Below are 23,063 nucleotides of genomic sequence, written 5' to 3'. Positions count from 1 at the left end.
GCATCCCACTTGGATGCGTTTAAAATTATTGGTTAGGCTTGTGGGACCGAGCGCTAGGCGCTAGTCGGAGGTTATCCGCGATCGTCGTCTAGCCTCGGAGGGCGTAACACCGAACCGCGCCTTGTAGTGCTTGCAGAACTGCGACTGATCCGAGAAACCCCACCGATAGGCGATTTCCGCGAGGGAGATCATATTTGTCGTCTGGGCGAGCTCTTCCGCGCAACGCGTTAGTCGGTTCTCGCGAATAAACCCGTTGATCGATTGATCGCTATCCGCAAACAGTCGCTGCAGATAGCGCAGAGATATTCCACACGCATCGGCCACTGATTGCGACGTCAAATCAAGATCCTTGAGATTTTCGCGAATGCATTGTTCGGCGCGACGCAAATGTGCCGCGCGGATCGACGAGATCGAACTGTCAAGAACCCGATCATCGCGTTTGATTGCCAGGCACAACATTTCGAGAATATGCATGCCAGCCGCTTCTCGAGCCGTTTCGTCCATGACATCGATGTGCGCGATAGCGGTTTTGGTCGCGCCAACGAAGTATGACGCTACGCCTTGTTCGGCGTCGAAGATCAGAGAGCCGATACGATCGGTCGAGCCGATGCGGGACCGGATGCTCGATGTCGATACCTTCAAGACCCACAGCGAATTTGGATTGTCGTGCCAAAACTCGTAAGGCTGATCGCCGCGTTCTACGAGGAATGAGCCGACCGAGCATCTCGTACTACGAGACCCCTGAGAGAAATTGACGTCACTCAATTCAGGCAGCGTGATCAGTATGCTCGAATCTTGCTCGCTGAGAAAATGACGCTGATGTCGTCGATAAAGGACGCCATCGCACTGCATCTTCGAGACATTCACAATCCCAAGCGACCAGTTTTCCAAGGATCCGGAAAATCCGCCTTTGCAGCGATACTCGGTGTCCAACGGGAAATATGTTTCCGTCACTGCCCGGCGCCATGCATCTTTATGGAGAGCGGAGTCCGCCGCTTCGATCACATACTTCACGCTTCCCTCCTGTGCCGCGTATCTTCGTCGAGTGCACAATCAATGACGGATATGTGTCGCACGACGCGGCCACCTTCTCTTGCTTAAAAACGTACAAAACTTCTGAAATCAGCGGCCCTGGTGACAAATCGTTATCTTTTTACCGCTGGATTTAACCGTGGTCGGTTGAACCGGTCACGGAGGGCGCTTGACCTGGAACACGCTAGCCAAGGCAGCGGTAAGCGCTTGCCGTGTGGGTTGTCCCTATCCCTTGCCTTCAATACCCAACCTTCGCCGATTGCGTGCCTCGGTGGCGGTGGTGTCGATGGCGCGGTGTCTCCTCTTGTTCCCACCCCCGCTCACCGTCTGGCAGCTTTATCCCGCAAAAAGATAGCTCGTCTTCACGACCGTATAGAACTCTGAAGCATAGCGCCCCTGCTCACGCGCGCCATAAGAGCTAGCTTTTCGACCGCCAAAGGGGACGTGATAATCCACCCCTGCAGTCGGCAGATTGACCATGGCCATGCCCACCTGAGCCCGCTTGCGAAATTCACGGGCCGCCCGCAGATCGCGCGTAAAAATACCCGCAGCCAACCCGAACTCGGTGTCATTCGCAACAGCAAGAGCCTCTTCGAACGACGACACTCGTATGACGCTTGCAACCGGGCCAAAGATTTCTTCACGCGCGCTGCGCATCTGGGGCTGGGCATTTAGAAGTAAGGTGGGACGCTGAAAAAAGCCATCCGTAGCGGCATCGACCCGTGTATCGCCTACAACCTCGCAGCCTTCATCGCGCCCGAGCGAGACGTATGCGAGATTACTTTTTAACTGACCTTCAGACACCACGGGACCGATCTGAGAGGCCGCGTCTAGGGCGGGACCAACACGAAGCGACTTCATCCGTTGGTGGAGGGCATCAACAAACTGATCGTGTACTTTCGCTTCGACAATGAATCGGGACGACGCAGTACAACGCTGTCCGGTCGAGAAAAACGCTCCGTCAAGACACGCATCAACTGCCAGAGACAGATCTGCGTCCTCCAAGACGATGACGGCATTTCGACCGCCCATCTCAAGTTGCACTTTCTTCATGCGGGCAGCAGCCGCTACAGCGATACTCCGACCGACCGAAACAGAGCCCGTAAATGAGATGGCCGCAATTTTCGAATGTTCTAGCATCGCCGGACCAATTATCGACCCGGATCCCATAACCAAATTAAAGAGCCCCGCTGGCGCGCCAGCCTCAGCAATGATCTGAGCCAAAATCCAAGCCGTGCCGGGTGTTAATTCGGCGGGCTTGAAAACAACGCCATTTCCATATGCGAGAGCAGGCGCTATCTTCCAAGCCGGAATCGCGATCGGAAAATTCCAAGGCGTTATAATGCCTACTACACCTAGTGGCTCCCTGGTTATTTCAACATCGACGTTGCTTCTTATCGAACCAATCGATTCCCCTGGAATGCGTAACGCCTCACCCGCGAAGAACCTAAATATTTGAACGGCGCGCCGCGTCTCACCGAGTGCTTCTAAGAAGACTTTTCCTTCTTCCCGCGACAGCATCGTGGCTATCTCCGTCGATCTCGCCTCGATCAACGCGGCTATCCGCCATAGCAAATCCACACGGGTCTGGAGCGAGACGCGCGCCCAGCCTCTCTGCGCAGCGGCAGCGGCTTCTGCTGCGGCGTCAACATCCGCGGCATCAGCCGAACAATAAAGACCGATAGTGTCGGAGCGGTCGGAGGGATTCGTGTTTGCACGAACGTCACTGCCCGCGATCCATTCTCCACCAACATAGTTGCGGCAGGGATCACCCAGACCCACGAAATTCTTCACCGAAACCTCCACTGTCTCCCAAGAGCGATCCTGCCCCGAATGCACCGACTTGAGCGCACAGCGTCACTGCGACGCAAATTCCCACGTCCCTTCCCCAAGCCGAGGTGCTGGCCGCCCGGCATGAGACACGCTGCGTGAGAGCGTTATCGGCGTCCTGAGACCCGGAACCCCGTCCGCAACAACGCAAAGCCCCCGAGCCGCGATCTGATCGTCACCGATGGCCTCCGCGACTGAATTGATAGGTCCGCCGGGAACACCCGCCGCCTCCAGACCCGCAATCAGATCGGCCTTCCGGATTAAAGCCGTGCGCTCCGCAATCAAATCTGTAAGAGCTTTCCGGTTCGTGACCCGCGCCTCGTTGACCGCGAACCTGGGGTCTATCGCAATGCTCCGCAGACCGAGCATTTCGCAGAGCGACAAGAATTGGCGATCGTTTCCGCAAGCAATGATCAGATAACCATCTGCGCACGGGAAAACCTGGTAAGGCACGACATTCGGGTGAGCGTTTCCTATCCGTCTCGGCGATTGTTGATCAGCGAAGTAATTCATCGCTTGGTTCGCCAAAATCGCTACGCCAACATCAAACAACGCGACGTCTACATGCTGCCCCATCCCGGAGCGCTGTCGCTCCGCCAAGGCCGCCTGGATTCCGATCACGCCATAAAGACCGGTAAAGATGTCAATGCACGCAACACCAACCTTTTGCGGCTCTCCTTCCGGATCACCGGTGAGATCCATGATTCCACACATACCTTGAACGACAAAATCGTAGCCCGGCTGCGGCGCACGAGGGCCACTCTGCCCGAACCCGGTCACCGAGCAGTAAACTAGGCGCGGATTTACAGCAGACACACTGTTGTAATCGAGCCCATACTTTTTCAGCCCGTCTACTTTGAAGTTCTCAATCAATACATCCGCATCAGCAATAAGCGACTTGACGCGGCGGAGGTCTCCAGCGTCGTTGAAGTCGCAAATCACCGAACTCTTGCCGCGATTCGCGGCATGGAAGTAGGCAGCGGATCGCTCGGTGCTGCCAGAGCGGTCTGACCTCTCGATGAAAGGAGGCCCCCAAACACGGGTATCGTCGCCGCTTGGGCTTTCAACTTTAATGACTTCGGCGCCGAGATCGGCTAGAGTTTGACCGATCCAAGGCCCGGCGAGGATGCGCGCGAGTTCGACAACCTTCAAACCCGCAAGCGGCGCAGCCGCATTTCCTGCTGCTACTCCCATTACGTGAAAGCCTGCAGGCCTGTTTGCGCACGACCCAGGATCAGCGCATGAACGTCATGTGTCCCCTCGTATGTATTCACCGTTTCGAGATTCTGCGAATGACGAATGACTTGGTACTCCGCCTGGATTCCATTCCCGCCATGCATGTCGCGCGACATGCGTGCGATATCGAGCGCCTTGCCGCAGTTATTGCGCTTGATCAACGAAACCATTTCCGGCGCAAACCGGTTCTCGTCCATCAGCCGACCTACACGTAATGCAGCCTGCAGACCGATCGCGATTTCGGTTTGCATATCGGCAAGCTTCTTCTGGAACAGTTGCGTCGCAGCGAGTGGCCTCTTGAACTGCTTGCGATCGAGCCCATATTGGCGCGCACGAAACCAGCAATCTTCCGCGGCACCTAATACCCCCCACGAAATGCCATAGCGTGCGCGGTTCAAACATCCGAATGGACCGGCTAGGCCGGAGGCTCCGGGCAACAAGGCGTCGTCGGGAACCTCAACTCCATCAAGCACGATTTCGCCAGTGATCGATGCGCGCAAGGATAGCTTACCGCCGATTTTGGGAGTTGAAAGTCCCTGTAATCCTCGGTCCAGGATGAAGCCGCGAATCTCTCCGTTGTGAGCTTCCGATTTAGCCCAGACTACGAAGACGTCAGCGACCGGAGAGTTCGATATCCACGTCTTCGCCCCATAGAGCCGATAACCCGCTGCTGACTTTTCGGCCCGTGTTTTCATCCCACCCGGATCCGAACCCGCGTCAGGTTCTGTCAAACCAAAGCAACCGATGAGTTCCCCCGCAATCAGACCCGGCAGATACTTCTTCCGTTGTTCGGCGGAGCCATACGCATAAATCGGGTAAATCACGAGCGAAGATTGGACACTCATCATCGATCTGTAACCGGAGTCTACACGCTCGATCTCGCGGGCAATGACTCCGTAAGCGACGTATGACGCCTCGGCTGCACCGTATTCCTCGGGAAGTGTGACACCGAGAAGCCCGGCCTGGCCCATAAGCTTGAAAAGCCCCTTATCAAATTCCTCGTTCAGATATGCCACATTGATACGCGGCTGAAGCTCGGATTCTGCGAAAGCAGCCGCGCTGTCGCGGATCAGTCTCTCGTCTTCAGTCAATTGATCGTCGAGAAGAAACGGATCGCTCCAGACGAGTGACCCACGCGTCGTCACGTTTCGATCCTGCCGCGTGCTTGCATTCTTTTCTACGTTCTGGCTCAAACTAACCTCCTGGATCATATTTCCGGTCGATAGCGACATCGCCGCGATCGACCGGTTGTTGTTGTTTAGCCTTGGGATCCGTCCTGACGATCAGGAGACGCCGCTCGCGACAACGCGTTTCTGAGTCAACGCCCTCAGACCCCCGTATGAGGCAGCTGCGATCACAGCGGTAACAGGCGCCGAAAACGTACCCAGTGATCCGCCTGCTACATGAAGGGCAATGCCTGCCACTGATCCCAGACACCATGAACTAATACCGACAACATCGATCGGTGTTGCACCGGCCAGGAGGCGCCCGGCCTTCTCCGGATCGCTTTCGATCTTGTCGTTGGCAAGTATATGGACCACCGCAATCGCGACCCATGCGACGACGAAAATCCCTTGCCACGCGAGGGCCTGGAGAATGTAGGAGAATACATCCGCGAGCATCAAAACGTAGCTGATGACACCGATGAGGCAGGCCCACACAAGGCGCGGGAGACGCAGGCCGATAGTAAGTTCGGCGAAGCTTTCTAGATTGACCGCCGCCAGGTAATAATTTGCAGTGTTGATACGAGCCTGCGAAATCCACACAAATAGAAGTCCGGCCAACCCCATGAGGGCGATTAGCGCGAACACCACCGACACCTCGGAAACTGCGCCCTCAGTCGGCAGGTTCGCGGCAAGAAAGATTCCGATCAGGCCGTTGATAAGGAACGTCACGACGTAGAACGGAGATCCAAAGTTGAACAAGCTGTGATACGAACGATCCTCGACCTTGCCGAAGCGTGCGTAGTCATAGTTGTACATCAACACCACCCACACGCCCATATAGGCAACGAAGCAGTTCCACCATCCGCCTGCGGGAGCCCCGCCCTCTGGACCCAGATTGAGCCATGCGTCCGAATAGCCGTGCGACATGATCGTAAGGACCACTGCAGCGCCTAGGCCCAGCAAGTAGAATGGCAAAAGAACTCCGTTAAACTTGTCCAGCCAATTGCGGATCGAGCCGAGAATTAGCAGAACAGATGATACCGCAACGATGAGCGCGGAGACCGTCTGACTTATTCCCGCATATTTCGAGAGTGCGACGGAGATAACCGACCCCTCGAACACCGCATAGTATGTCGCGGTAGCAAAATAGATCAGCGTTGCGATCGCGGCACCGCTGCGACCAAGAAGAATTCGCGAGAATAGCGAAACACTGAGTCCGGTGCGAACAGCATGGCGCGTCAGGATTGCTGCAATAATTCCATAGACGATTACCGTCAGCACCATGCCGATGATGGCGTTACGCGCTCCGTATGCCAACGCAAGCGTTGCCGCGACCACCAGGTAGAACATTGCTGAGCAGACCGACCACCACGCCATCGTTAATGGAAACGCGGCCATACGTTGGTCCACCGGCACCGGTCGATCCGAGAAATCGTCTCCTTCAAGTTTTTCAATTGATCCAGCCATGGTATTCTCCCCGTTTGAGATGTTGCTTGGAAATGGTCTTTTCTTCTTCGCTACTCGTCGCCAGCGGTGATATTTCCGCCTTGGTCGATGTCGCTTTTTATTTTGGAAGATGCTTTGTTTGAGGCGTCATACGATGCCTTCTTCAGCGATCGCGATTTCAAGTCGCTCCAGCGTGCGTTTCATACGTGCCATGATTTCGTGAATATCACTCTCTGTAACGATCAGAGGCGGGCACAACGCTATCTGGTCGCCTATTGCGCGATAGATGAGCCCTTCTTCTTGCGCAATGCGAACGGAGATGGCGCCAGCACGCCCGGCTTGAGCAAAGGAGCGCTTGCTCGATTTATCGGCTACAATCTCGATCGCGCCAATAAGACCAGTGCCACGGACATCTCCCACCAAAGGGTGATCAGCGAACGCCCGAATGCCCGATTGGAATACTCCTTCAACGCGACCGACATGATTGATCAATTCGCGCTCTTCGATGATCGCTATATTTTCAAGTGCGACAGCTGCCGCTACGGGATGCCCGGTTGCGGTGAACCCATGCCCAAAGCTACCGACTGCCGCTGAATTATCTGCGATAGCCTGGTATATTGGCTCCGACACCATGACAGCGCCAAGCGGCAGATATGAAGAGCTCAGCTGCTTCGATAGTGTCATGACGTCCGGCGTGAAATTATACTTTTGGCAACCGAACGCGGTGCCGAGACGCCCAAATCCGCAGATCACTTCGTCCGCAACAACGAGAATTTTGTTTTCCCGACAGATTTTCTCCACGCCTTCCCAATACCCGGCAGGTGGCGGTAATACGCCGCCCGCCGCCATGAGCGGCTCCCCGATAAATGCAGCGATGGTGTCAGCGCCTTCATCGGCAATAACCGCATTCAGTTCAGCGAGGAGTCGCGCTGTATACGCTTGCTCGCTTTCACCGTCTTGACCGTAGCGGTAAAAATGAGGGCAACTCAGGTGACGCACCGGTATTGCCGGTAGATCGAAATCACGATGGTTGATCGGCAACCCAGTCAAGCTCCCTGCTGCGACCGTGACGCCATGGTAGCCCTTTTGGCGAGCTAAAAACTTCTTCTTCTTTGGTCGTCCCAGCGCGTTGTTCATGTACCAGATCATCTTGACGATACTGTCGTTCGCTTCAGAACCTGACGAGGTAAAGAACGCGCGCGTTAAATTATCCGGAGTTATCTCCACCAGCTTCTGCGCCAACCGGATCGATGGCTCGTGGGATTTCGACGAGAATGTGTGGTAAAAAGGCAGCTTTCGCATCTGCTGATAAGCGGCGTCCGCCAGCCGCTTTTCAGAGAATCCGAGAGCTACGGACCAGAGGCCCGCTAGTCCCTCGATGTATTCCCGACCTTGATCATCGTAGACGCGGATCCCGTCCCCCCTCGAAATGACTAGCGGGCCGTTCGCCTCATGCTGGCGCAGGTTGGTGTATGGATGCAGCGTACTCGTGATATCCGCGTGCGCTAGCGAGTTTGATATCGCCTCCATTCCCACTTCCAATCTCGGTTATTTGCTAACTACTCTTTGGTCGATTTCGGACGATCAACTGACCGACATCAGATCGTCGCGGCGTTCGTCTCTTTTAGGCGAATGCGACATGGCATTCCGAAAGTCCGCACCTGCTTTCATACATTTTGATTTCTTGTTTTGGCTCGTCGGAAAGCGTCTAAAATCTGGATGAAAAGCGTCACGGCGAAAATCAGTTGTGACGCATTAATTCTGATCGGCCGCTCTACGACGTCGACTTCTCCTGACTGTTCGTCGGGGAATCAGATCTATGAGCAACGAGGTGACTTCTGACTGTCTTGGACTACAGCGGCGGCAAACATGTTGTCTCGCATCAGATCGACCGATGGCGCTCGCGATAGATTGTGGCTCAAATACCGCCAGAACGAAGCTCATTTTGAACTTTGCGGTTCATTGTGACTCATCCGCTTCGCGGTGCGCCGCATGCTTCAGCTTGATCAGCTTAATTCATACTTCTGATATCCGATTACGCCTTCGTCACCGGATATTCCCTGAACCAAGCCAATTTTTGCCTGGAGGGGAAATGAAGATTATGAGCTCGTTCGCGAGAAAACTACTCACATCAGTGACGATGGCTCTAGTTACGTCCTGTGGAGCGGCTAATGCAGGATCACAAACTGCGCCTGGCCGAACAACCGGATTTGCGGTAGGTCCCGTTCCTGAAGGTCTATACTTCACTGGGATTGCTGACTACGGAACGCGGGCTGATACGTCAGTCGGCGTGGTCATTCCGGATTTCTTTTGGGCAACGCCCTGGAAGGTATTTGGAGCAAGTCTCGCTATTGAGGCGGCCCCCGCTTGGGTAGACGTCGGTCAGACCAACACCTCTTATGTGAACGGAATGTTCAACCCGTTTGGTGCGGCTCATTTTGGCTGGGATCTCGGTGGAGGATTCAAGGCGGGCTATACCGTCGGCGGTTACGTCCCCTACAAATCGTCAGTCGCTGGAAACTTTTTCACGTTCGAGCAGAAATTCGGCCTGAGCTATGTGGCAGACGGTTGGAATTTGACCGGCCGTTTCATCTGGGGTCTGCCAGGCTCCGATCAGAATACCGGCATTACCACCGCGCCCAACTACCTGAATTTCGATCTGACTGCGACTAAGAAGATCGGCAAATGGGAAGTCGGCCTGGTTGGATTCGCTTCAAGTGATCTTAATCGGCCATTTGCGGCTTATGCCGTTCAGAAGCAGGTCGCATTAGGCGGCCTTGTCGGTTACGATTTCGGACCTGCTGCTCTGCGGATCAAGGCGACCCGCACTTTGGCTCAAACCAACTATGGTGGAGATGAAACGCGGGTCTGGACTGATTTGTCATTCCCGCTTTGGACGCCCGAACAGCCGTCGCAAAAGCCGCGCTTGTTCACCAAGTACTAGGATTTGAAGAGCCCCCGAGCGGGGCTCTTTTTTGCTCCACCGTCGTTCAGATGCAAACATTAGCTCTGGCTCTAAAATTCGCCGTGAAAGACGCTAAGTGCACTGAAATAAGGCGCATTCACCGAAAGCATCGGAGCTTGAGCTTTAAGGGATCAAAATCCAAATCGCGATATAGATATCACGCGTCTCGGGTCCGTCGCTGCGGCAAGGATGGTCCTGCGCATCAAACGCCCAACTTTCGACTATCGGAGAGGCATCAAAGAGATCCATCTCGGTCGCAGATGCGGCGCGCAGGATGCTCGCTTGAATGATGTCCTCGTTGAGCGTGCCGAAATTGCCTGGCCCCGAAACTGTCTTCTGAACCCCATCACTTTTAACCGGGGCCCTTGAACCGTGGCTATCGGACCAGCGCGACGTGCGCGCAGTCGAAAGCCCACGGATGATCAGCCCCTCAATTCAACGAGGGCCTGGTGCTGCAAATCTGGTCGCAAGCGTCTCACGTTCGGATGCCGTCAACTGCTTCGTGTCATCCTCTGAAAAACCACCATTCCCCAATACGCGGATCTGATTGTTCGTGTCATAGCCGCTGCTGCGCCGATCCCGATGTCGACGTTGTTCGTCGTCATTTTGATTTTGATCTGTCCCACCGCCATAGCCCAGCACTTCGACGATGATCACCGAGGGCTGCGCATTGGCTGATTGCGTCGGGGTAGCGGTCTGCTGTGTCGCCGCGGTGGCATTCGAGGTGGACAGCGCAGCACTGATGCTTGGCGCCTGCACGGTCGGAATGCCCGTCATTGTCCCCTGCACCTGGATATTCGTGGCGTTCAGCACCTGCAGCGCAGCCAGATTGACGTTGCCGGAGACGCGGATGCCCGCCGACCTTTGAGAATGATCGACCGCTTCAAAATTGAAGAAATCATCAGTGAAGCCTGTGTCGGATGCCGCCTGGTTCGGTCTGCCATCCCCTCACACTCTTTCTCTTCGATCTCTAAATCCGCTCTAGTAGACCTTGATGAATCGGCTGGACATAGACACGACCGTCGAACTTGACGCGCACGACGTCGCCAGGACGCACATCGAAAACTGTTCCCTCAAGACCGCTCATGCTTGGGTTGCGCTCCGCTCCAACACGATTTATTCTCACTCGATCTCCGCTTGAGAACATCCGTCTTTCATCAATCGTCCACCCCATTCTTCGGACGACATCACTCATTCTCTGTGATCTCTGGCGCGATCTCCAAATAGTTTCGATGGATCGCCTGAATCGTGTTTCGATCATCGAACTTCACGCGCAAAGAGTTGATTGATCCCATACCAACCACTACGCCCTCGCGCATCCCGTACGAAGGATGTCTCTCTCGCCCGAACTCACTCATCCGAACGCGATCCCCCAACGTGATGCATTCCGATAATTCAGATTGATCCCGTCGCCTGACATATGTGCGCTCTCGCATAGGCGCTTCACCGGTTTGCCCCACGAACGTGCTCGTCTGCATCGTACGATCCAAAGTGATTTCCTTCTCCGCCGCCGTCCCACTTCACGCCGTTCCAGCGATCGAAACTGGAATAGAATTCACGTTCACGATAGAATTCGCTCCAATAGCCTCGACGATCGTATGTGATTTTCGGAACGGACATCTCGGCGGCAATGACAGGCATGTGTGTTCGGCGCGTTCCGCTGAGAGTTTGGATATTCCGTGCCAGTACCCACCCCCGAAACCGCGATGTGCTTACGTCGCACCACGTGTATCGCCAGAGACAGCCGTGGACCTTCATTTCTCGCCCCTTCATGAGGAGCCCTACTGTCGGATAACCTGTGCTAGGTCCCGCCCAAACATTCATGTTCGTTTCGGCAAAGGCGACGTAGCCGCTCGCCATGCTTTCATTCGGGATCAGCAAAGCCCGTATTGCTGCGAGGACAATTGCTACAGTCGTCTTCCTCAACGTCGGCCTCCTTTGAGACGCGGTTGCATGTTCGCATCCGCAACCACCGGTACCGACACATCGACGGCCCCGCTCCAACCGCCACCAAGTGCCTTGTTGAGTGCGACGAAACTCGTCACGAGAAGAATTCGGCTTTGAACCAAAGCATCTTCAGCTGCGTATAGCGATCGCTCTGCGTCGAGCACGGACAAGAAGCTGGCGGATCCGTTCTGATAGAGCGATCGGGACAAAGTCGCAGCCTCTCTATAAGAGGCAACGGAAGCCGTTAGCTTCGATATCCGTTGCCGCTCGTGGGAGAGCGACACAAGTGCGTTCTCAACTTCTTCAAGAGCACGAAGAACCGCGCCGTGGTAAGCAACGAAATTCTGGTCCCGACGCGCCTGCGCGATTTCCACCGCGGCCCTCAACTGCCCGCCATTGAAAATGGGAACATTCAAAGTCGGACCAAACGCCCATCCGATCGTCGAGTTCTTCCCGACATCACCGATATTGAGCGCAGTCGTGGAAATGTTTCCAGTTAGACTGACCGTAGGGTATCTGGCCGCTTCGGCCTGCCCGATGCGTGCAGTCGACGCCGCCAGCAGCCGCTCCGCCTGACGTACGTCAGGACGCGCAATCAAAACATCCGACGGTATCCCGACCGGAAGCGGAAGACGGGGCTTCGGAATCGGCGCAGCTCGCCTCATTCGCTCCGACAAGTCTCCCGGAGATCGACCAAGCAGAACGCTCAGACGATTGACGTACTGCGCGTAGGAGATCTGCAGGCTTGGTATGGCGGCTTCCGTTGAATTCGCCTGTCCCGTCGCATTCGCGAGGTCAACCGCGGATGCCGCCCCTGCACTCAGACGTTCCTGAGTGAGACGAACTGTCTCTCGCTGTGCGATGCTCGTACGCTGGGCTAGAGAAATGCGAGCCTGATATCCTCGTGCCGCAACATAATTTGCCGATACATCACCGACCAGTGTAAGCAGGGCTTGGCTCAACTGATCTTCGACGGCCTCTTGCGTATAGCCTGCGGCCTCGATGCCGCGCTGGTTCTTGCCGAAAAAGTCGAGCTCCCAGCTTGCATCGAAGCCCGCCTGGTATTGATTCAACTCTTGTGGAGCGAATGCCGTACCCGGGATTGCCGTCACGACACGCTGACGTGCTGCGGAGTCCGAGTTTCTGACCGTCGGGAAAAGAGTTCCTACGCTTTGATCATAGGTCGCCCTCGCCTCTTGCACCCGTGCCTTGGCAGTCGCTACGTCCAGGTTCCCGTCGACCGCTTCTTCAATGAGTCGATTAAGGACCGGGTCGTGCATTCGAGACCACCAGCGGTGGAGATCCGGTACAGCAGTGATCTGGTTCCTGTCAGCCCCTGTCCAATTCGGATGGAGCGACATAGACGGCACCATATAATCCGGACCAACAGCACAGCCACCCAACATCGTCGCAAACGAAATAACGATAGCTTGTGTCCAGAAGCATCGAACGGCACCGCGGCACGGAGGCCGGCCCGTTTCAGATCGTTGAACTCTCATGGCCGGACCTCTGGTACCGATTTGACGCCGTCCGAGAGAGCCCGCGTTGCTGGCGCCTTTCCACCAAAGATACGGACAATGATGAAGTAGAATATGGGAACGAAAAAGACTGCGAGAATGGTGGCCGAGACCATTCCGCCGAAGACGCCGGTGCCAATTGCTCTTTGCGTTTCTGCACTTGCGCCGCTGGCGATCATCAGCGGGACCACGCCGAGAGCGAACGCTAATGACGTCATCAAGATTGGCCGCAGACGAAGCCTTGCCGCTTCTACGACCGCGCGCTTTAGATCGTAGCCATCCCCGTAAAGCTTCTTGGCGAACTCGACGATCAAGATCGCATTCTTCGCCGACAGGCCGATAGTCGTAATCAAGCCTACCTTGAAGAAGACGTCATTATCGAGCCCGCGGAGAGACACAGCAACGACAGCGCCGAATATGCCGAGCGGCACTACCAACATTACCGATATCGGCACCGTCCAACTCTCATAAAGAGCAGCAAGAACGAGAAAAACAACGAGCATCGATAGCCCAAGAAGCAACGGCGCCTCAGAGGAAGATTGCTTCTCCTGCAAGGATTGCCCGGTCCACTCAACCATGAATCCCGCAGGCAGTTGTGCCGCCAGACGTTCCATTTCTTTCATGGCATCGCCGCTGGAAACGCCCGGCGCCGCACTACCTGCGATACGAGACGCCGGATAGCCATTGTATCGCACAAGCTGGAGAGGGCTGGCGCCCCATACATGAGTAACGACTTCGGACAGAGCGACCATTCCACCCGCGTTATTTCGAACATAGAGCTTGAGCACGTCGTCGATCTGCATGCGCGCCGGAGCGTCTGCTTGTACGATGACTTGCTGCAAACGCCCCGAATTCACGAAGTCGTTCACGTAAGTCGACCCCAACGATGCCGTAAGGGTGTCGTTGATCATTGGGAACGGCACGCCCAACGCTTCAGCCTTTTGCCTGTCAATCTTGAGCGACACACTCGGACCGTTCGGCAATCCTTCGGGATATACGCCGGTGACCAGCTTGCTTTGAGAAGCGAGGCCGATGAGTTGATTTTGGGCCTCCAGCAGCGCTGCTTCGCCGCGGTTACTCCGGTCTTCAAGACGCAGCGAAAATCCAGAGGTCGTGCCGAGGGATTCGATCGCAGGCGGCTTGACGCTCATGACCGTTCCTTCCCTGGATGTCGCCATGGCGGCAGTTGCTCCAGCCACCTCCTCATCCACGCTGGACGTCCGCTCACCCCAGTCTTTCAGCGTTGTGAAGGACATGGCCGCATTTGGGCCGGAACCAGCCATGCCGAAGCCGACGATCGAGATGTTACTTGCCGTCGCATCGCGAGAGGCGACGTATTCGTCATATCTCTTTACGACGTCATGTGTTCGCTCCGCTGTGGCGTCGGCCGGTAGAGAGAACAACGTCAAATAGTTTCCCTGATCCTCCGCCGGTACGAAGGAAGATGGCAGACGCAGGTAGCCGTAAGCGAGGACTGCCACGATCACAGCGTACAGCGCCATCATGCGGCCCGCTCGACGCACAAGACTTCCAACCCATCCAGCATAGCCGTTGGTCATGCTTTCAAATGTGCGGTTGAACCAACCAAAGAAGCCTCTCTTGGCGTGATGATCCGGGCTCAATGGCTTCAGGATTTTTGCGCAGAGTGCAGGAGTCAGCGTAAGCGCCAAGAATGCGGAGAAGAGGATCGAGACGGCAATAGACAGAGTAAACTGACGATAGATAGCTCCGACCGAACCACTGCTGAGACCCATCGGAATGAATACGGCCGCCAGCACAGCCGTGACACCGATCACAGCTCCGGTGATCTCCGTCATGGCCTTCTGTGTCGCTTCCTTTGGGGGCAGACTTTCCGTAGCCATGATGCGCTCGACGTTCTCCACGACGACGATGGCATCGTCCACGATAATGCCGATCGCCAGCACCATGCCGAACATCGTCAACACGTTGATCGAGTAACCGGCGACCAGCATGACGGCGAATGTACCGAGAAGCGCGATCGGGGCGACAATGGCAGGTATCAGCGTGTACCGGATTTTCTGCAGGAACAGCAGCATCACCAGGAACACGAGCACCATCGCTTCCAACAGTGTATGGATGACCTTCTCGATCGATACCTTAACGAAGGGAGCGGTGTCGTACGGTACGGAGAAGCTCATTCCCTTTGGCATTGCGGGAGCGAGTTCAGCTAACCGCTGCTTCACGGCATCGGCTGTACGAACGGCGTTCGCGCCCGGGGCAAGCTGTATGGCTGCAGCAGTAGCAGGCTTGCCGTCGCCAAACGTCATGAAGTTCAGGCTTTGTGCACCAAGTTCAACACGCGCGACGTCTCCCAGGACCAATTTCGATCCGTCAGGTTCGGCGCGCAATACGATTGCGGCGAATTCTTCTGGCGTTTGCAACTGCCCTTGGACTGTCAGAGGGATGCTGACTTTCTGCCCCGGAACGGTCGGCTCTGCACCCACACGTCCGGGCGCGATCTGTGCATTCTGACCGGAGATTGCTGCGGTGACCTGGGATAGCGACAACGAGTACGATACAAGCTTGGCAGGGTCCACCCAAACACGCATCGCCTTTTCGGTACCGAATGCTTGAACGCGCCCTACCCCCTCGACGCGCTTCAGATCATTGACGACGTTGCGGTTCAAATAATCGCCAAGCGCCAGCTCGTCGAAGGTGCCGTCCTTCGAGCCGAGCGCTACAATCATAAGAAACCCCGCATCCGCGGCCTGAACGTAGACGCCCGTGCGACGAACAACTTCCGGCAGCCGCGGTTCGGCGGCCTTGAGGCGGTTTTGGACATCGACCTGCGCGAGCTCCGGATCGGTGCCGGGTTTGAACGTTGCCGTAATATTGGCCGAGCCGGAAGTGTCGGCCGTTGCTTCAAAGTATAGCAGGTTCTTAACGCTGGAGAGCTCACGCTCGATAAGACCGACAATACTGTCGTTGATCGTTCGAGGTGTTGCGCCGGTGTACGTCGCGGTAATGCTGACACCGGGCGGCGCAATCGTGGGATAACGCGAGACTGGGAGCTGCGGGATAGCTATGATGCCGACCAGCATGATCACAATTGCGACAACCCAAGCGAAGACAGGACGATTGATAAAAAACTGAGACATGGTTCTGCCCGACCGCTGTTAGTTACTTGCGACTGGGGCGTCGAGCGGCGATGCCTCGACAATCACGCCATCTTGCACACGGTCTTGCCCCATGACGACAACCACCTCGTTCGGTTGAAGTCCGGAAGTCACGATCGTGCGCCCGTCAACGACCTCACCCAAGGTCACCTTGCGGCGGGCGGACTTCTTGTCTGCATCAACGACGACAAGCTGCGGCTGGCCTGCCGCATCACGGACGATCGCTTGCTGAGGAACGAGCACCGCATCATGACGAACGGCTCTTGGAATACGAGTGCGAACGTACATCCCCGGGAGTAGCGTCCGATCAGGATTCTCGACTTCCGTTCGTACCGTTACGTTGCCAGTACCTGGATCGACGCTGATGTCCGAAAACAGCGCCTTGCCTTTAAGCTGATACGGCTTTCCGCTTGCCGACAGAATCGTGACGGGAATGTTCGAGATATCCGCACTACCAGCCTTGGTTGCTTCGCGTATAGAATCGATCTCTGACGCAGGCTGACGCACATCAATGTACACGCGGTCGATCTGTTGAACGACAGCCATCGGGCTCGATCCGGAAACGGAGGCTAACGCGCCTTCACTCACCAACGCCGGACCAATCCGTCCGGCGATCGGCGTCCTCACGGTCGCAAACGCCAGATCGAGCCGCCGACGTTGCAGAGCAGCCTTCGCTTCCGCGACGTTTGCTTTGCCTTGGGCAAGCTCCGCAACGCTGTCATCATATGCCTCGCGGCTCATTGCCCTGGTTTCTACCAAGACCTTGGCACGCTCGAACCGTCCCTGCGCTCGAACCAACCCCGCCTCTGCCCGCTCGAGTGCAGCTGCAGCAATATCAACATCCGCGCGGAACGGTTCTGGAGCGATCTGGAATAGCGGTTGCTCGGCCGAAACCTCCGATCCCTGCTCGAACATTCGCTTTTCGATGATGCCACCAACTTGGGGGCGGATCTCCGCTGTGCGGAATGCCGACACACGTCCCGGGAGTTCATCAGCGATGGTGACCGTTTCTTTCTTGGTCGTGACAACAGTCACAAGCGCTGGAGGTGCTTCGAGGCCGGTCGGAACGGTTTCGGCGCCGCCCTGACCGCATCCCGCCAGAGCCAAGGCCGGGAGAGCGAAAGCAAGCGTGGTAAGTACAGGAGATCGAAGCATTCAACGTCCAAATCACGTAATGACCCTGAATAAACCTCGCTTCCTTGCGTGGACGAATTGTGGAGATTATGTTGAGGCTTGATCGAGACAAGAGGTAACGGATCGACGCAGCGCGACATGGATGCCATTATCTCATTGAAATTACTGGATGATGCGACCAATGAATGCCTTGGCTCTTATCGCGGAAGACGAAGTTGAGATCGCTGACATCCTCGATGCATATCTATCGCGCGAGGGATTTCGGACAGTTCGTGCAACCGATGGAAGGACTACTGTCGAACTGCATCAGGCCTTGAAGCCCGATCTCATCTTGTTAGACGTCACAATGCCTCGCCTCGATGGCTGGGAAGTACTCGCCGAGATACGCCGTCGGGGCGAAACACCAGTTATCATGGTGACCGCACTCGACCAGGATATTGATCGGCTGCAAGGGCTGCGCGCCGGCGCCGATGACTACGTAGTGAAACCGTTCAATCCGGTCGAAGTTGTCGCTCGTGCAAAGTCCGTGTTGCGCCGGGCGGGCCAATCGGGCTCAAGTGGCATCCTTCGAGTTGATCGTCTCGTGATCGATCTGGAGAGCCATTTGGCAAAAGTTGAGCATGACAGTTCGACTTCCATCCTCGGCGTCACCCTCACCGAATTCCGAATCCTCGCACACATGGCGCGGACGCCGATGAAGGTCTTCAGTCGCAGCGAGCTGATCGACGCCTGCCTGCCGGGCAGCGATGCGCTCGACAGAACGGTCGATAGTCATGTCAGCAATTTGCGCAAGAAGCTCGAACACTCCGGAGCATCTGGGATGATGTCCGGGGTTCGTGGTGTCGGCTACCGCCTGGCGTCAACCCAATGAGTTGGCGTAGCGGCCTCAGCCGCCAGATTATGCTGTCGATGACTGCATTGGCCGTGAGCACCGTTCTCATAGTCTTCTTTGGCGCTTATGGCATTTATTGGCTCGCCTTGCGTTTCATCCCGGCAGCCGTCGATCCCACCGGAATATCATTCACTTTCATGGACGCCATTATGTTGGTCGGCTTAATGCTGGTCACCGTCATGATCGCGGTATCAGTGGCATTCAAACTGGCCGGGAGAATCATTGCCCCCCTCACCTCGCTTACCGAAAGCGCTCGTCGCATCACTCGTGGCGACCTAACTGCGCGTGCCGTTCCAGGCGATATCTCTCTCGGAGAGACTGCGCATCTGGTCGCAGACTTCAACGCTATGGCCCAGAAGCTCGAGGACATGGAGAATGAGCGAACCGCATGGAACGCCGCGATCGCACACGAATTGCGAACACCTTTAACCATTCTTCGCGGACGTCTCCAGGGTATCGCCGACGGTGTCTTTAAAGCTGACGATGCGCTGATGAGGAACCTGCTACTTCAGACTGAGGGGCTCGGCCGCCTTGTAGATGATCTCCGGACTGTCACGATGGCCGACAGTGGACGGATGGAATTGCGCGTCGAACGCACCTCACTCTCGACGAACATCAATCACATCGCAGATTTACTAGGGCCCTCGCTTCAAAGTGCGGGTTTCACCCTGAACCTGACGCTTATCGACCTGCAAGTGTTGGGAGACGGAATGCGCATCCGTCAGGCTTTGCTCGCCCTCTTGGAGAACGCCCAACGTTACGCGACGCCGGGGCGGATCGAAATAATTGCGCTGAAGTCTGGCTCCCAGGCCATTGTTCGGGTCGAAGACGAAGGCCCTGGTCTGACGCCTGACTTTGCGTCCCATGCGTTTGACGCATTTGCACGGGGCGAGCGTTCGCGTTCTCGGCAGCACGGAGGAACCGGCCTCGGCCTGTCCGTTGTGCGCGCGATCGCAGAAGCCCATGGAGGCCGCGCAACATACCGCGCGTCCTCGCGGGGTGGCGCAGTATTCGAGATCTCGCTGCCTCTCGCTGCTTGATTAGTGCCGTTCACCCGCTGATAGCCTCGGCGACCGGCTATGGTTCGGCGACATCAAGACAGATATTCTTACAATCAGCCCGAAACTGTGCCGCGCCGCTCGTGAAGGTCTGATCCTGTCGTCGGAAAGACAAGTCTGAAGCAAGCACCGTCCGATGGCCCCGAGATTACTTCGGCGCGACCACCATGCATACGCATAATCCGTCGAACAAGATCCAGGCCAAGGCCAGTCCCCGGCCCTCCGTGCCTGAGGCGATGAAATGGTTCGAATATCTGCTTGCGTCGATCTGGCGGAATGCCATCTCCCTCATCGCAAACCTCCAGCCATCCTGCTGTCGCTACGCGTACCATGATCGTACCGCGCCTCCCCCCGTGATCGATGGCATTCTGGATCAGATTGGTGAAAACACGCTCCAGCGACATCTCGTCTCCGACAACAACCACGTGGGGAGCCTCGGAATCGAACGCCACCTCGTATCCGGCTGCAAACGCCAGTGGAGCAATATCCAGCACCACACGCTCCGCAATCATCACCAGATCAACTGGGACGAAGCGAGTTCGCTTTTGGTCCAGGCGTTGCAAATCAAGAAGCTGACCCGTCAACACCGTCAGCCTCATCGTGTCTTCTAGAAGACGCGTTCGCTCAGGACCTGGATTCAAATCAGAAATGCGGGTCGTGAGAATCGCCACGGGTGTGCGCAATTCGTGCGCCGCATCTGCCAGGAAGCGCTTGTGGCTCTCGTAGCCAACATCAATACGTGAAAGAGCATCGTTGATGGCTGTTACCAATGGGGCGATTTCGGTCGGAACGTCATCCAGCGTCAATCTCACACCGCTCCGATTTATGTCAATTTCTCTTGCCTCGTCGGCCACTTGCTGAACACTGGACAAGGCACGTCGGATCGAGAAAGGCGTGACAAGAAATGTCGCGAGCGTCATCAACCCGACAATACCCGATGTCAGGCCCAGTGCCGGACCAAAGCTCTCAAGAAGCTGTACGAAACGAACACTCCCCTGACCGTTCGTCACCATTTCCAATTCACCAACGCTGGTACTTACGCGCTGCAGGACGGCCAAAGGAGGTCCATTCATTTCAGTACCACTCAAAATGCGCGCGCTCTGGACGCGATTCTGACTTCTCGCCAGAGATCGTAACTCGACCGGCACGTTTCCTTCAGCAACTTCGTACCCATTGTCATCTCTGACTAGAAACCAAAAATTATCGATTTCCGCGCGAAGCCGTGTGATCTCCGGCGTTTTCCTGACAATCAGTCGGCCATCGTCACTGCGCGCCATTGCTTCGGTCAAAGCACGGATCGTGCTCATCTGGAAATTTCCGCTATCGATCGAGCCACGCATCCAAAGTGTTCCGATCGTAGCCATCATGCCAAGGACGATCGCGAAAAATATCGCGCCTTGCGATGCAGCGATCCTCATGACAAGGCGCCATTTGAGAGACTTAGAATTAGCGGTCATCATGTTTCGCCACGCAGAAGATAGCCGACACCGCGCACACCATTGATGTTCACATGTGAATTCGCATCAATAAGCTTCCGTCGGAGGCGCGATATGTGCGTTTCCAATGCGTTCGGCTGCACTTCATCGTCCAAGCCGAAGACCGCCTCCATCAGAACAGCACGAGGCACCATTCGCCCGACACGCCGAAGTAGTGCCTCGAGCACAAGCGTTTCGCGGCGAGTAAGATCGAGTGCCTCATCTCCGATGCTCGCCTCCCTGTTTGCCGTATCAAAGCATAGCCGACCGATGCGTACCGTTTCCGACTGCACGCCAGACGGTCGCCGCATGAGCGCGCGGATCCGCGCCAAAAGCTCCTCCACTGCAAATGGCTTGGTCAGGTAATCATCCGCACCATGATCCAGGCCAACGACGCGGTCAGAAACCTCTCCGCTCACAGTAAGGACGATCACTGGCACAAGGTTTCCCCTCGCGCGAAGCAATGGAATTAACGAGATACCGTCGCCGTCAGGCAGTTGCCGATCCAGGATCAGCACATCGTGCAGCGTACTTGCTGCCATCTCTTCCGCTTCTGAGACCCTTGCAGCGTGGTCGACGATCATATCGTGACGTCTAAGAACGCTGATCAATGCCGAGGCCATTTCCGGCTCGTCTTCAACTAACAACACACGCATTTATCAGACCCGAACCATTTGGACGATCGTTCGAACATTTTTACCCCACATTCCTGTCGGCAGCCTTGCAAAACTGCGACGAGACATTCCGCATCGTTTTTTCTCGTATCGACCTCAGCGACAGGCAATCGACAGCAAACTCTGAGAATCCTTCGAAGCGTCTCGCGCGCCCTGCACCCGCGCGGCGCTTCGGAAGAGATCAGGATTTCACGAATGTCAATAAAGAATATGTCGGCCACCAAGACTGCATCGGCGAAGCAAGAGCTCACGCTCGGCGGGCTCATCACCGATATGGCATCTTTCATTAGGGAATGGATACGCAATCCTCGAAGCGTTGCCGCAGTCGCCCCTTCTGGTCGCGCGCTAGCATCCCTTATTACCAGCGAAATCTCAGCATCAACCGGCCCGGTGATTGAGCTTGGATCAGGAACGGGCTCATTCACTCGTGCGCTCTTAAGACGCGGCGTTAGAGAAATTGATCTGACACTGATTGAATACGGCTCAGATTTTGTTCGGCTGCTTCAGAACCGCTTTCCCAACAGCCGCGTTCTGTGGATGGATGCCGGTTGGCTGAGCCGGGTCTCTTTATTCGATGGAGCGCCAGTCGGTGCGGTGGTCTGCGGACTTGGTCTTCTGAACATAAAGGAAGAGAAGATCGCGGAAATTATCCGAGGTGCGTTCCGCTTCATTCGTCCCGATGGCGCATTCTACCTGTTTACGTATGGACCACGCTGTTCGGTCCCGCAGGATATCCTTGATGAATTGAACCTCGAAGCTCGGCATGTCGGAAGAACTATCAAGAACATCCCACCTGCTTCCGTGTACAAGCTGTCCAGGCGCGGTTCGACGGCTACCTGATCATGGAGGCATCAGACATCGTCACATCGATCTTAAGCTTTGGCTATCTGGGACTTTTCTGCGTTGCATTCGCTGAAAAATTCATTCCCATCGTCCCGTCTTACGTACTGCTTATGCTTATAGGAATGACGGCATCCAACAGTGGAGACCTGCTACTCATTATCGCAATAACGTCCCTCGGTTCTTTAACCGCATCCCTCGGTTGGTACGGGATCGGTCGCTGGCTCGGCGAGAAACGTGTACGAAGCGCAGTCGCGCGCTTTGGTAAGTATGTTCTTTTCAAACTTGGAACATACGATCATCTCGCAGCCGCCTACAGACGAAACCGCTTCTTCGTCACACTATTCGGCCAAGTCGTGCCCGTTGCCAGAATTTATCTGGCACTTCCCGCTGGCGTTTTTGCGCTTCCGGCTCGCACGTTCGCTACGGCTGCCGGAATTGGCATCGCGATCTGGAACGCACCATTTCTGATCCTTGGGTATGCCTTGCACGAGACAGCATACGACCCGCTCCAGCTCGGTTTCAGGATATCAATCGCACTGATCGCGACAGAACTCATGGTTCTGGCGATTGCCCGCCAATACTCCCGGAGAAAGAAAGACCGGGCATCCAGAAGCAGCATATCGAAGGCGATGCCTACAAATTCTACTAGATAGCGGCTGGGAGACGCATGGAAGATCTAAGTGTCGTCCGTCCTGACTCGATGAAGGATGA

The 23,063-nt window shown here is 55.8% G+C and carries 19 protein-coding genes; 5 read left to right on the top strand and 14 right to left on the bottom strand.

The features are described 5' to 3' along the window. Positions 1-60: 60 nt before the first annotated feature. The 6 genes from AC1RQ5_RS14215 to AC1RQ5_RS14190 form a co-directional block, all read right to left on the bottom strand. Positions 61-1,014: a helix-turn-helix domain-containing protein gene (locus AC1RQ5_RS14215; RefSeq protein ID WP_493199749.1), complete on the bottom strand. Its 954-nt coding sequence runs from the start codon at positions 1,012-1,014 to the stop codon at positions 61-63. Between the two features lie 354 nt (positions 1,015-1,368). Continuing rightward, complete coding sequence (locus AC1RQ5_RS14210; protein ID WP_493199747.1) at positions 1,369-2,826, bottom strand: aldehyde dehydrogenase family protein; 1,458 nt, start codon at positions 2,824-2,826, stop codon at positions 1,369-1,371. A gap of 63 nt (positions 2,827-2,889) precedes the next feature. Then, the gene (locus AC1RQ5_RS14205; protein WP_493199745.1) at positions 2,890-4,056 is read right to left on the bottom strand and encodes a CaiB/BaiF CoA transferase family protein; all 1,167 of its coding nucleotides are present in this window, start codon (positions 4,054-4,056) and stop codon (positions 2,890-2,892) included. Beyond that, complete coding sequence (locus tag AC1RQ5_RS14200; RefSeq protein ID WP_493203429.1) at positions 4,056-5,243, bottom strand: acyl-CoA dehydrogenase; 1,188 nt, start codon at positions 5,241-5,243, stop codon at positions 4,056-4,058. Before AC1RQ5_RS14200 ends, AC1RQ5_RS14205 begins: the two co-directional genes overlap by 1 nt. A 138-nt stretch (positions 5,244-5,381) precedes the next feature. Then, the gene (locus tag AC1RQ5_RS14195; protein ID WP_493199743.1) at positions 5,382-6,731 is read right to left on the bottom strand and encodes a purine-cytosine permease family protein; all 1,350 of its coding nucleotides are present in this window, start codon (positions 6,729-6,731) and stop codon (positions 5,382-5,384) included. A gap of 126 nt (positions 6,732-6,857) precedes the next feature. Further along, positions 6,858-8,240 (bottom strand): aspartate aminotransferase family protein, encoded by a 1,383-nt coding sequence (locus tag AC1RQ5_RS14190; protein WP_493199742.1) that lies wholly within the window; start codon positions 8,238-8,240, stop codon positions 6,858-6,860. A gap of 562 nt (positions 8,241-8,802) precedes the next feature. On the opposite strand from AC1RQ5_RS14190, the gene AC1RQ5_RS14185 reads away from it, so the two are divergent. Beyond that, positions 8,803-9,654: a transporter family protein gene (locus tag AC1RQ5_RS14185; RefSeq protein ID WP_493199740.1), complete on the top strand. Its 852-nt coding sequence runs from the start codon at positions 8,803-8,805 to the stop codon at positions 9,652-9,654. A gap of 456 nt (positions 9,655-10,110) precedes the next feature. On the opposite strand, the gene AC1RQ5_RS14180 is transcribed toward AC1RQ5_RS14185, so the two are convergent. From AC1RQ5_RS14180 to AC1RQ5_RS14155, 6 genes are all read right to left on the bottom strand, one after another. Then, a complete protein-coding gene (locus AC1RQ5_RS14180) occupies positions 10,111-10,494 on the bottom strand; it encodes a hypothetical protein (protein WP_493203427.1) in 384 nt (127 codons plus the stop codon). Between the two features lie 151 nt (positions 10,495-10,645). After that, positions 10,646-10,870, bottom strand: coding sequence for a hypothetical protein (locus tag AC1RQ5_RS14175; protein WP_493199738.1), 225 nt, complete (start codon positions 10,868-10,870; stop codon positions 10,646-10,648). 248 nt (positions 10,871-11,118) lie between these two features. Beyond that, positions 11,119-11,316, bottom strand: coding sequence for a hypothetical protein (locus AC1RQ5_RS14170; protein ID WP_493199736.1), 198 nt, complete (start codon positions 11,314-11,316; stop codon positions 11,119-11,121). Positions 11,317-11,597: 281 nt separating this feature from the next. After that, the gene (locus AC1RQ5_RS14165) at positions 11,598-13,028 is read right to left on the bottom strand and encodes an efflux transporter outer membrane subunit (RefSeq protein ID WP_493199734.1); all 1,431 of its coding nucleotides are present in this window, start codon (positions 13,026-13,028) and stop codon (positions 11,598-11,600) included. An 89-nt stretch (positions 13,029-13,117) separates the two neighbouring features. Then, entirely contained in the window at positions 13,118-16,258 is a 3,141-nt protein-coding gene (locus AC1RQ5_RS14160) for a multidrug efflux RND transporter permease subunit (RefSeq protein WP_493199732.1), read from the bottom strand. A gap of 18 nt (positions 16,259-16,276) precedes the next feature. Continuing rightward, entirely contained in the window at positions 16,277-17,431 is a 1,155-nt protein-coding gene (locus tag AC1RQ5_RS14155) for an efflux RND transporter periplasmic adaptor subunit (RefSeq protein ID WP_493199730.1), read from the bottom strand. 160 nt (positions 17,432-17,591) lie between these two features. Here AC1RQ5_RS14155 and AC1RQ5_RS14150 point away from each other — a divergent pair, with 160 nt between their 5' ends. Together AC1RQ5_RS14150 and AC1RQ5_RS14145 are read left to right on the top strand one after the other, a co-directional pair. After that, positions 17,592-18,281 carry a response regulator gene (locus AC1RQ5_RS14150; RefSeq protein WP_493199729.1) on the top strand — a complete coding sequence of 230 codons (690 nt, stop codon included), beginning with the start codon at positions 17,592-17,594 and terminating at the stop codon, positions 18,279-18,281. Next, positions 18,278-19,342 (top strand): ATP-binding protein, encoded by a 1,065-nt coding sequence (locus AC1RQ5_RS14145; RefSeq protein WP_493199727.1) that lies wholly within the window; start codon positions 18,278-18,280, stop codon positions 19,340-19,342. Before AC1RQ5_RS14150 ends, AC1RQ5_RS14145 begins: the two co-directional genes overlap by 4 nt. A gap of 74 nt (positions 19,343-19,416) precedes the next feature. Here AC1RQ5_RS14145 and AC1RQ5_RS14140 read toward each other — a convergent pair whose 3' ends face one another. Together AC1RQ5_RS14140 and AC1RQ5_RS14135 are read right to left on the bottom strand one after the other, a co-directional pair. Then, entirely contained in the window at positions 19,417-20,778 is a 1,362-nt protein-coding gene (locus AC1RQ5_RS14140) for a sensor histidine kinase (RefSeq protein WP_493199725.1), read from the bottom strand. A 38-nt stretch (positions 20,779-20,816) separates the two neighbouring features. Next, entirely contained in the window at positions 20,817-21,491 is a 675-nt protein-coding gene (locus AC1RQ5_RS14135; protein ID WP_493199723.1) for a response regulator transcription factor, read from the bottom strand. A gap of 228 nt (positions 21,492-21,719) precedes the next feature. Between AC1RQ5_RS14135 and AC1RQ5_RS14130 the strand changes: the two genes are divergently transcribed. Further along, positions 21,720-22,349, top strand: a complete 630-nt coding sequence (locus AC1RQ5_RS14130) for a class I SAM-dependent methyltransferase (protein WP_493203425.1) — start codon at positions 21,720-21,722, stop codon at positions 22,347-22,349. A gap of 2 nt (positions 22,350-22,351) precedes the next feature. Continuing rightward, entirely contained in the window at positions 22,352-23,005 is a 654-nt protein-coding gene (locus tag AC1RQ5_RS14125) for a DedA family protein (RefSeq protein ID WP_493199721.1), read from the top strand. Positions 23,006-23,063: the final 58 nt, after the last annotated feature.

Source organism: Tardiphaga sp. GW821-FHT12E02 (genome assembly GCF_058807155.1).
Note: the sequence above shows the minus strand (reverse complement) of the source record. Positions and strands in the feature narration are given on the sequence as shown.

Excerpts from the sequence above, each read along its gene's own strand:
- AC1RQ5_RS14190 (WP_493199742.1), bottom strand. The coding sequence starts at position 8,240 with ATGGAGGCGATATCAAACTCGCTAGCGCACGCGGATATCACGAGTACG.
- AC1RQ5_RS14145 (WP_493199727.1), top strand. The coding sequence starts at position 18,278 with ATGAGTTGGCGTAGCGGCCTCAGCCGCCAGATTATGCTGTCGATGACT.
- AC1RQ5_RS14160 (WP_493199732.1), bottom strand. The coding sequence starts at position 16,258 with ATGTCTCAGTTTTTTATCAATCGTCCTGTCTTCGCTTGGGTTGTCGCA.
- AC1RQ5_RS14125 (WP_493199721.1), top strand. The coding sequence starts at position 22,352 with ATGGAGGCATCAGACATCGTCACATCGATCTTAAGCTTTGGCTATCTG.
- AC1RQ5_RS14205 (WP_493199745.1), bottom strand. The coding sequence starts at position 4,056 with ATGGGAGTAGCAGCAGGAAATGCGGCTGCGCCGCTTGCGGGTTTGAAG.
- AC1RQ5_RS14170 (WP_493199736.1), bottom strand. The coding sequence starts at position 11,316 with ATGCCTGTCATTGCCGCCGAGATGTCCGTTCCGAAAATCACATACGAT.
- AC1RQ5_RS14175 (WP_493199738.1), bottom strand. The coding sequence starts at position 10,870 with ATGAGTGATGTCGTCCGAAGAATGGGGTGGACGATTGATGAAAGACGG.
- AC1RQ5_RS14150 (WP_493199729.1), top strand. The coding sequence starts at position 17,592 with ATGAATGCCTTGGCTCTTATCGCGGAAGACGAAGTTGAGATCGCTGAC.
- AC1RQ5_RS14135 (WP_493199723.1), bottom strand. The coding sequence starts at position 21,491 with ATGCGTGTGTTGTTAGTTGAAGACGAGCCGGAAATGGCCTCGGCATTG.
- AC1RQ5_RS14130 (WP_493203425.1), top strand. The coding sequence starts at position 21,720 with ATGTCGGCCACCAAGACTGCATCGGCGAAGCAAGAGCTCACGCTCGGC.
- AC1RQ5_RS14140 (WP_493199725.1), bottom strand. The coding sequence starts at position 20,778 with ATGAGGATCGCTGCATCGCAAGGCGCGATATTTTTCGCGATCGTCCTT.
- AC1RQ5_RS14155 (WP_493199730.1), bottom strand. The coding sequence starts at position 17,431 with ATGCTTCGATCTCCTGTACTTACCACGCTTGCTTTCGCTCTCCCGGCC.
- AC1RQ5_RS14165 (WP_493199734.1), bottom strand. The coding sequence starts at position 13,028 with ATGTTGGGTGGCTGTGCTGTTGGTCCGGATTATATGGTGCCGTCTATG.
- AC1RQ5_RS14185 (WP_493199740.1), top strand. The coding sequence starts at position 8,803 with ATGAAGATTATGAGCTCGTTCGCGAGAAAACTACTCACATCAGTGACG.
- AC1RQ5_RS14195 (WP_493199743.1), bottom strand. The coding sequence starts at position 6,731 with ATGGCTGGATCAATTGAAAAACTTGAAGGAGACGATTTCTCGGATCGA.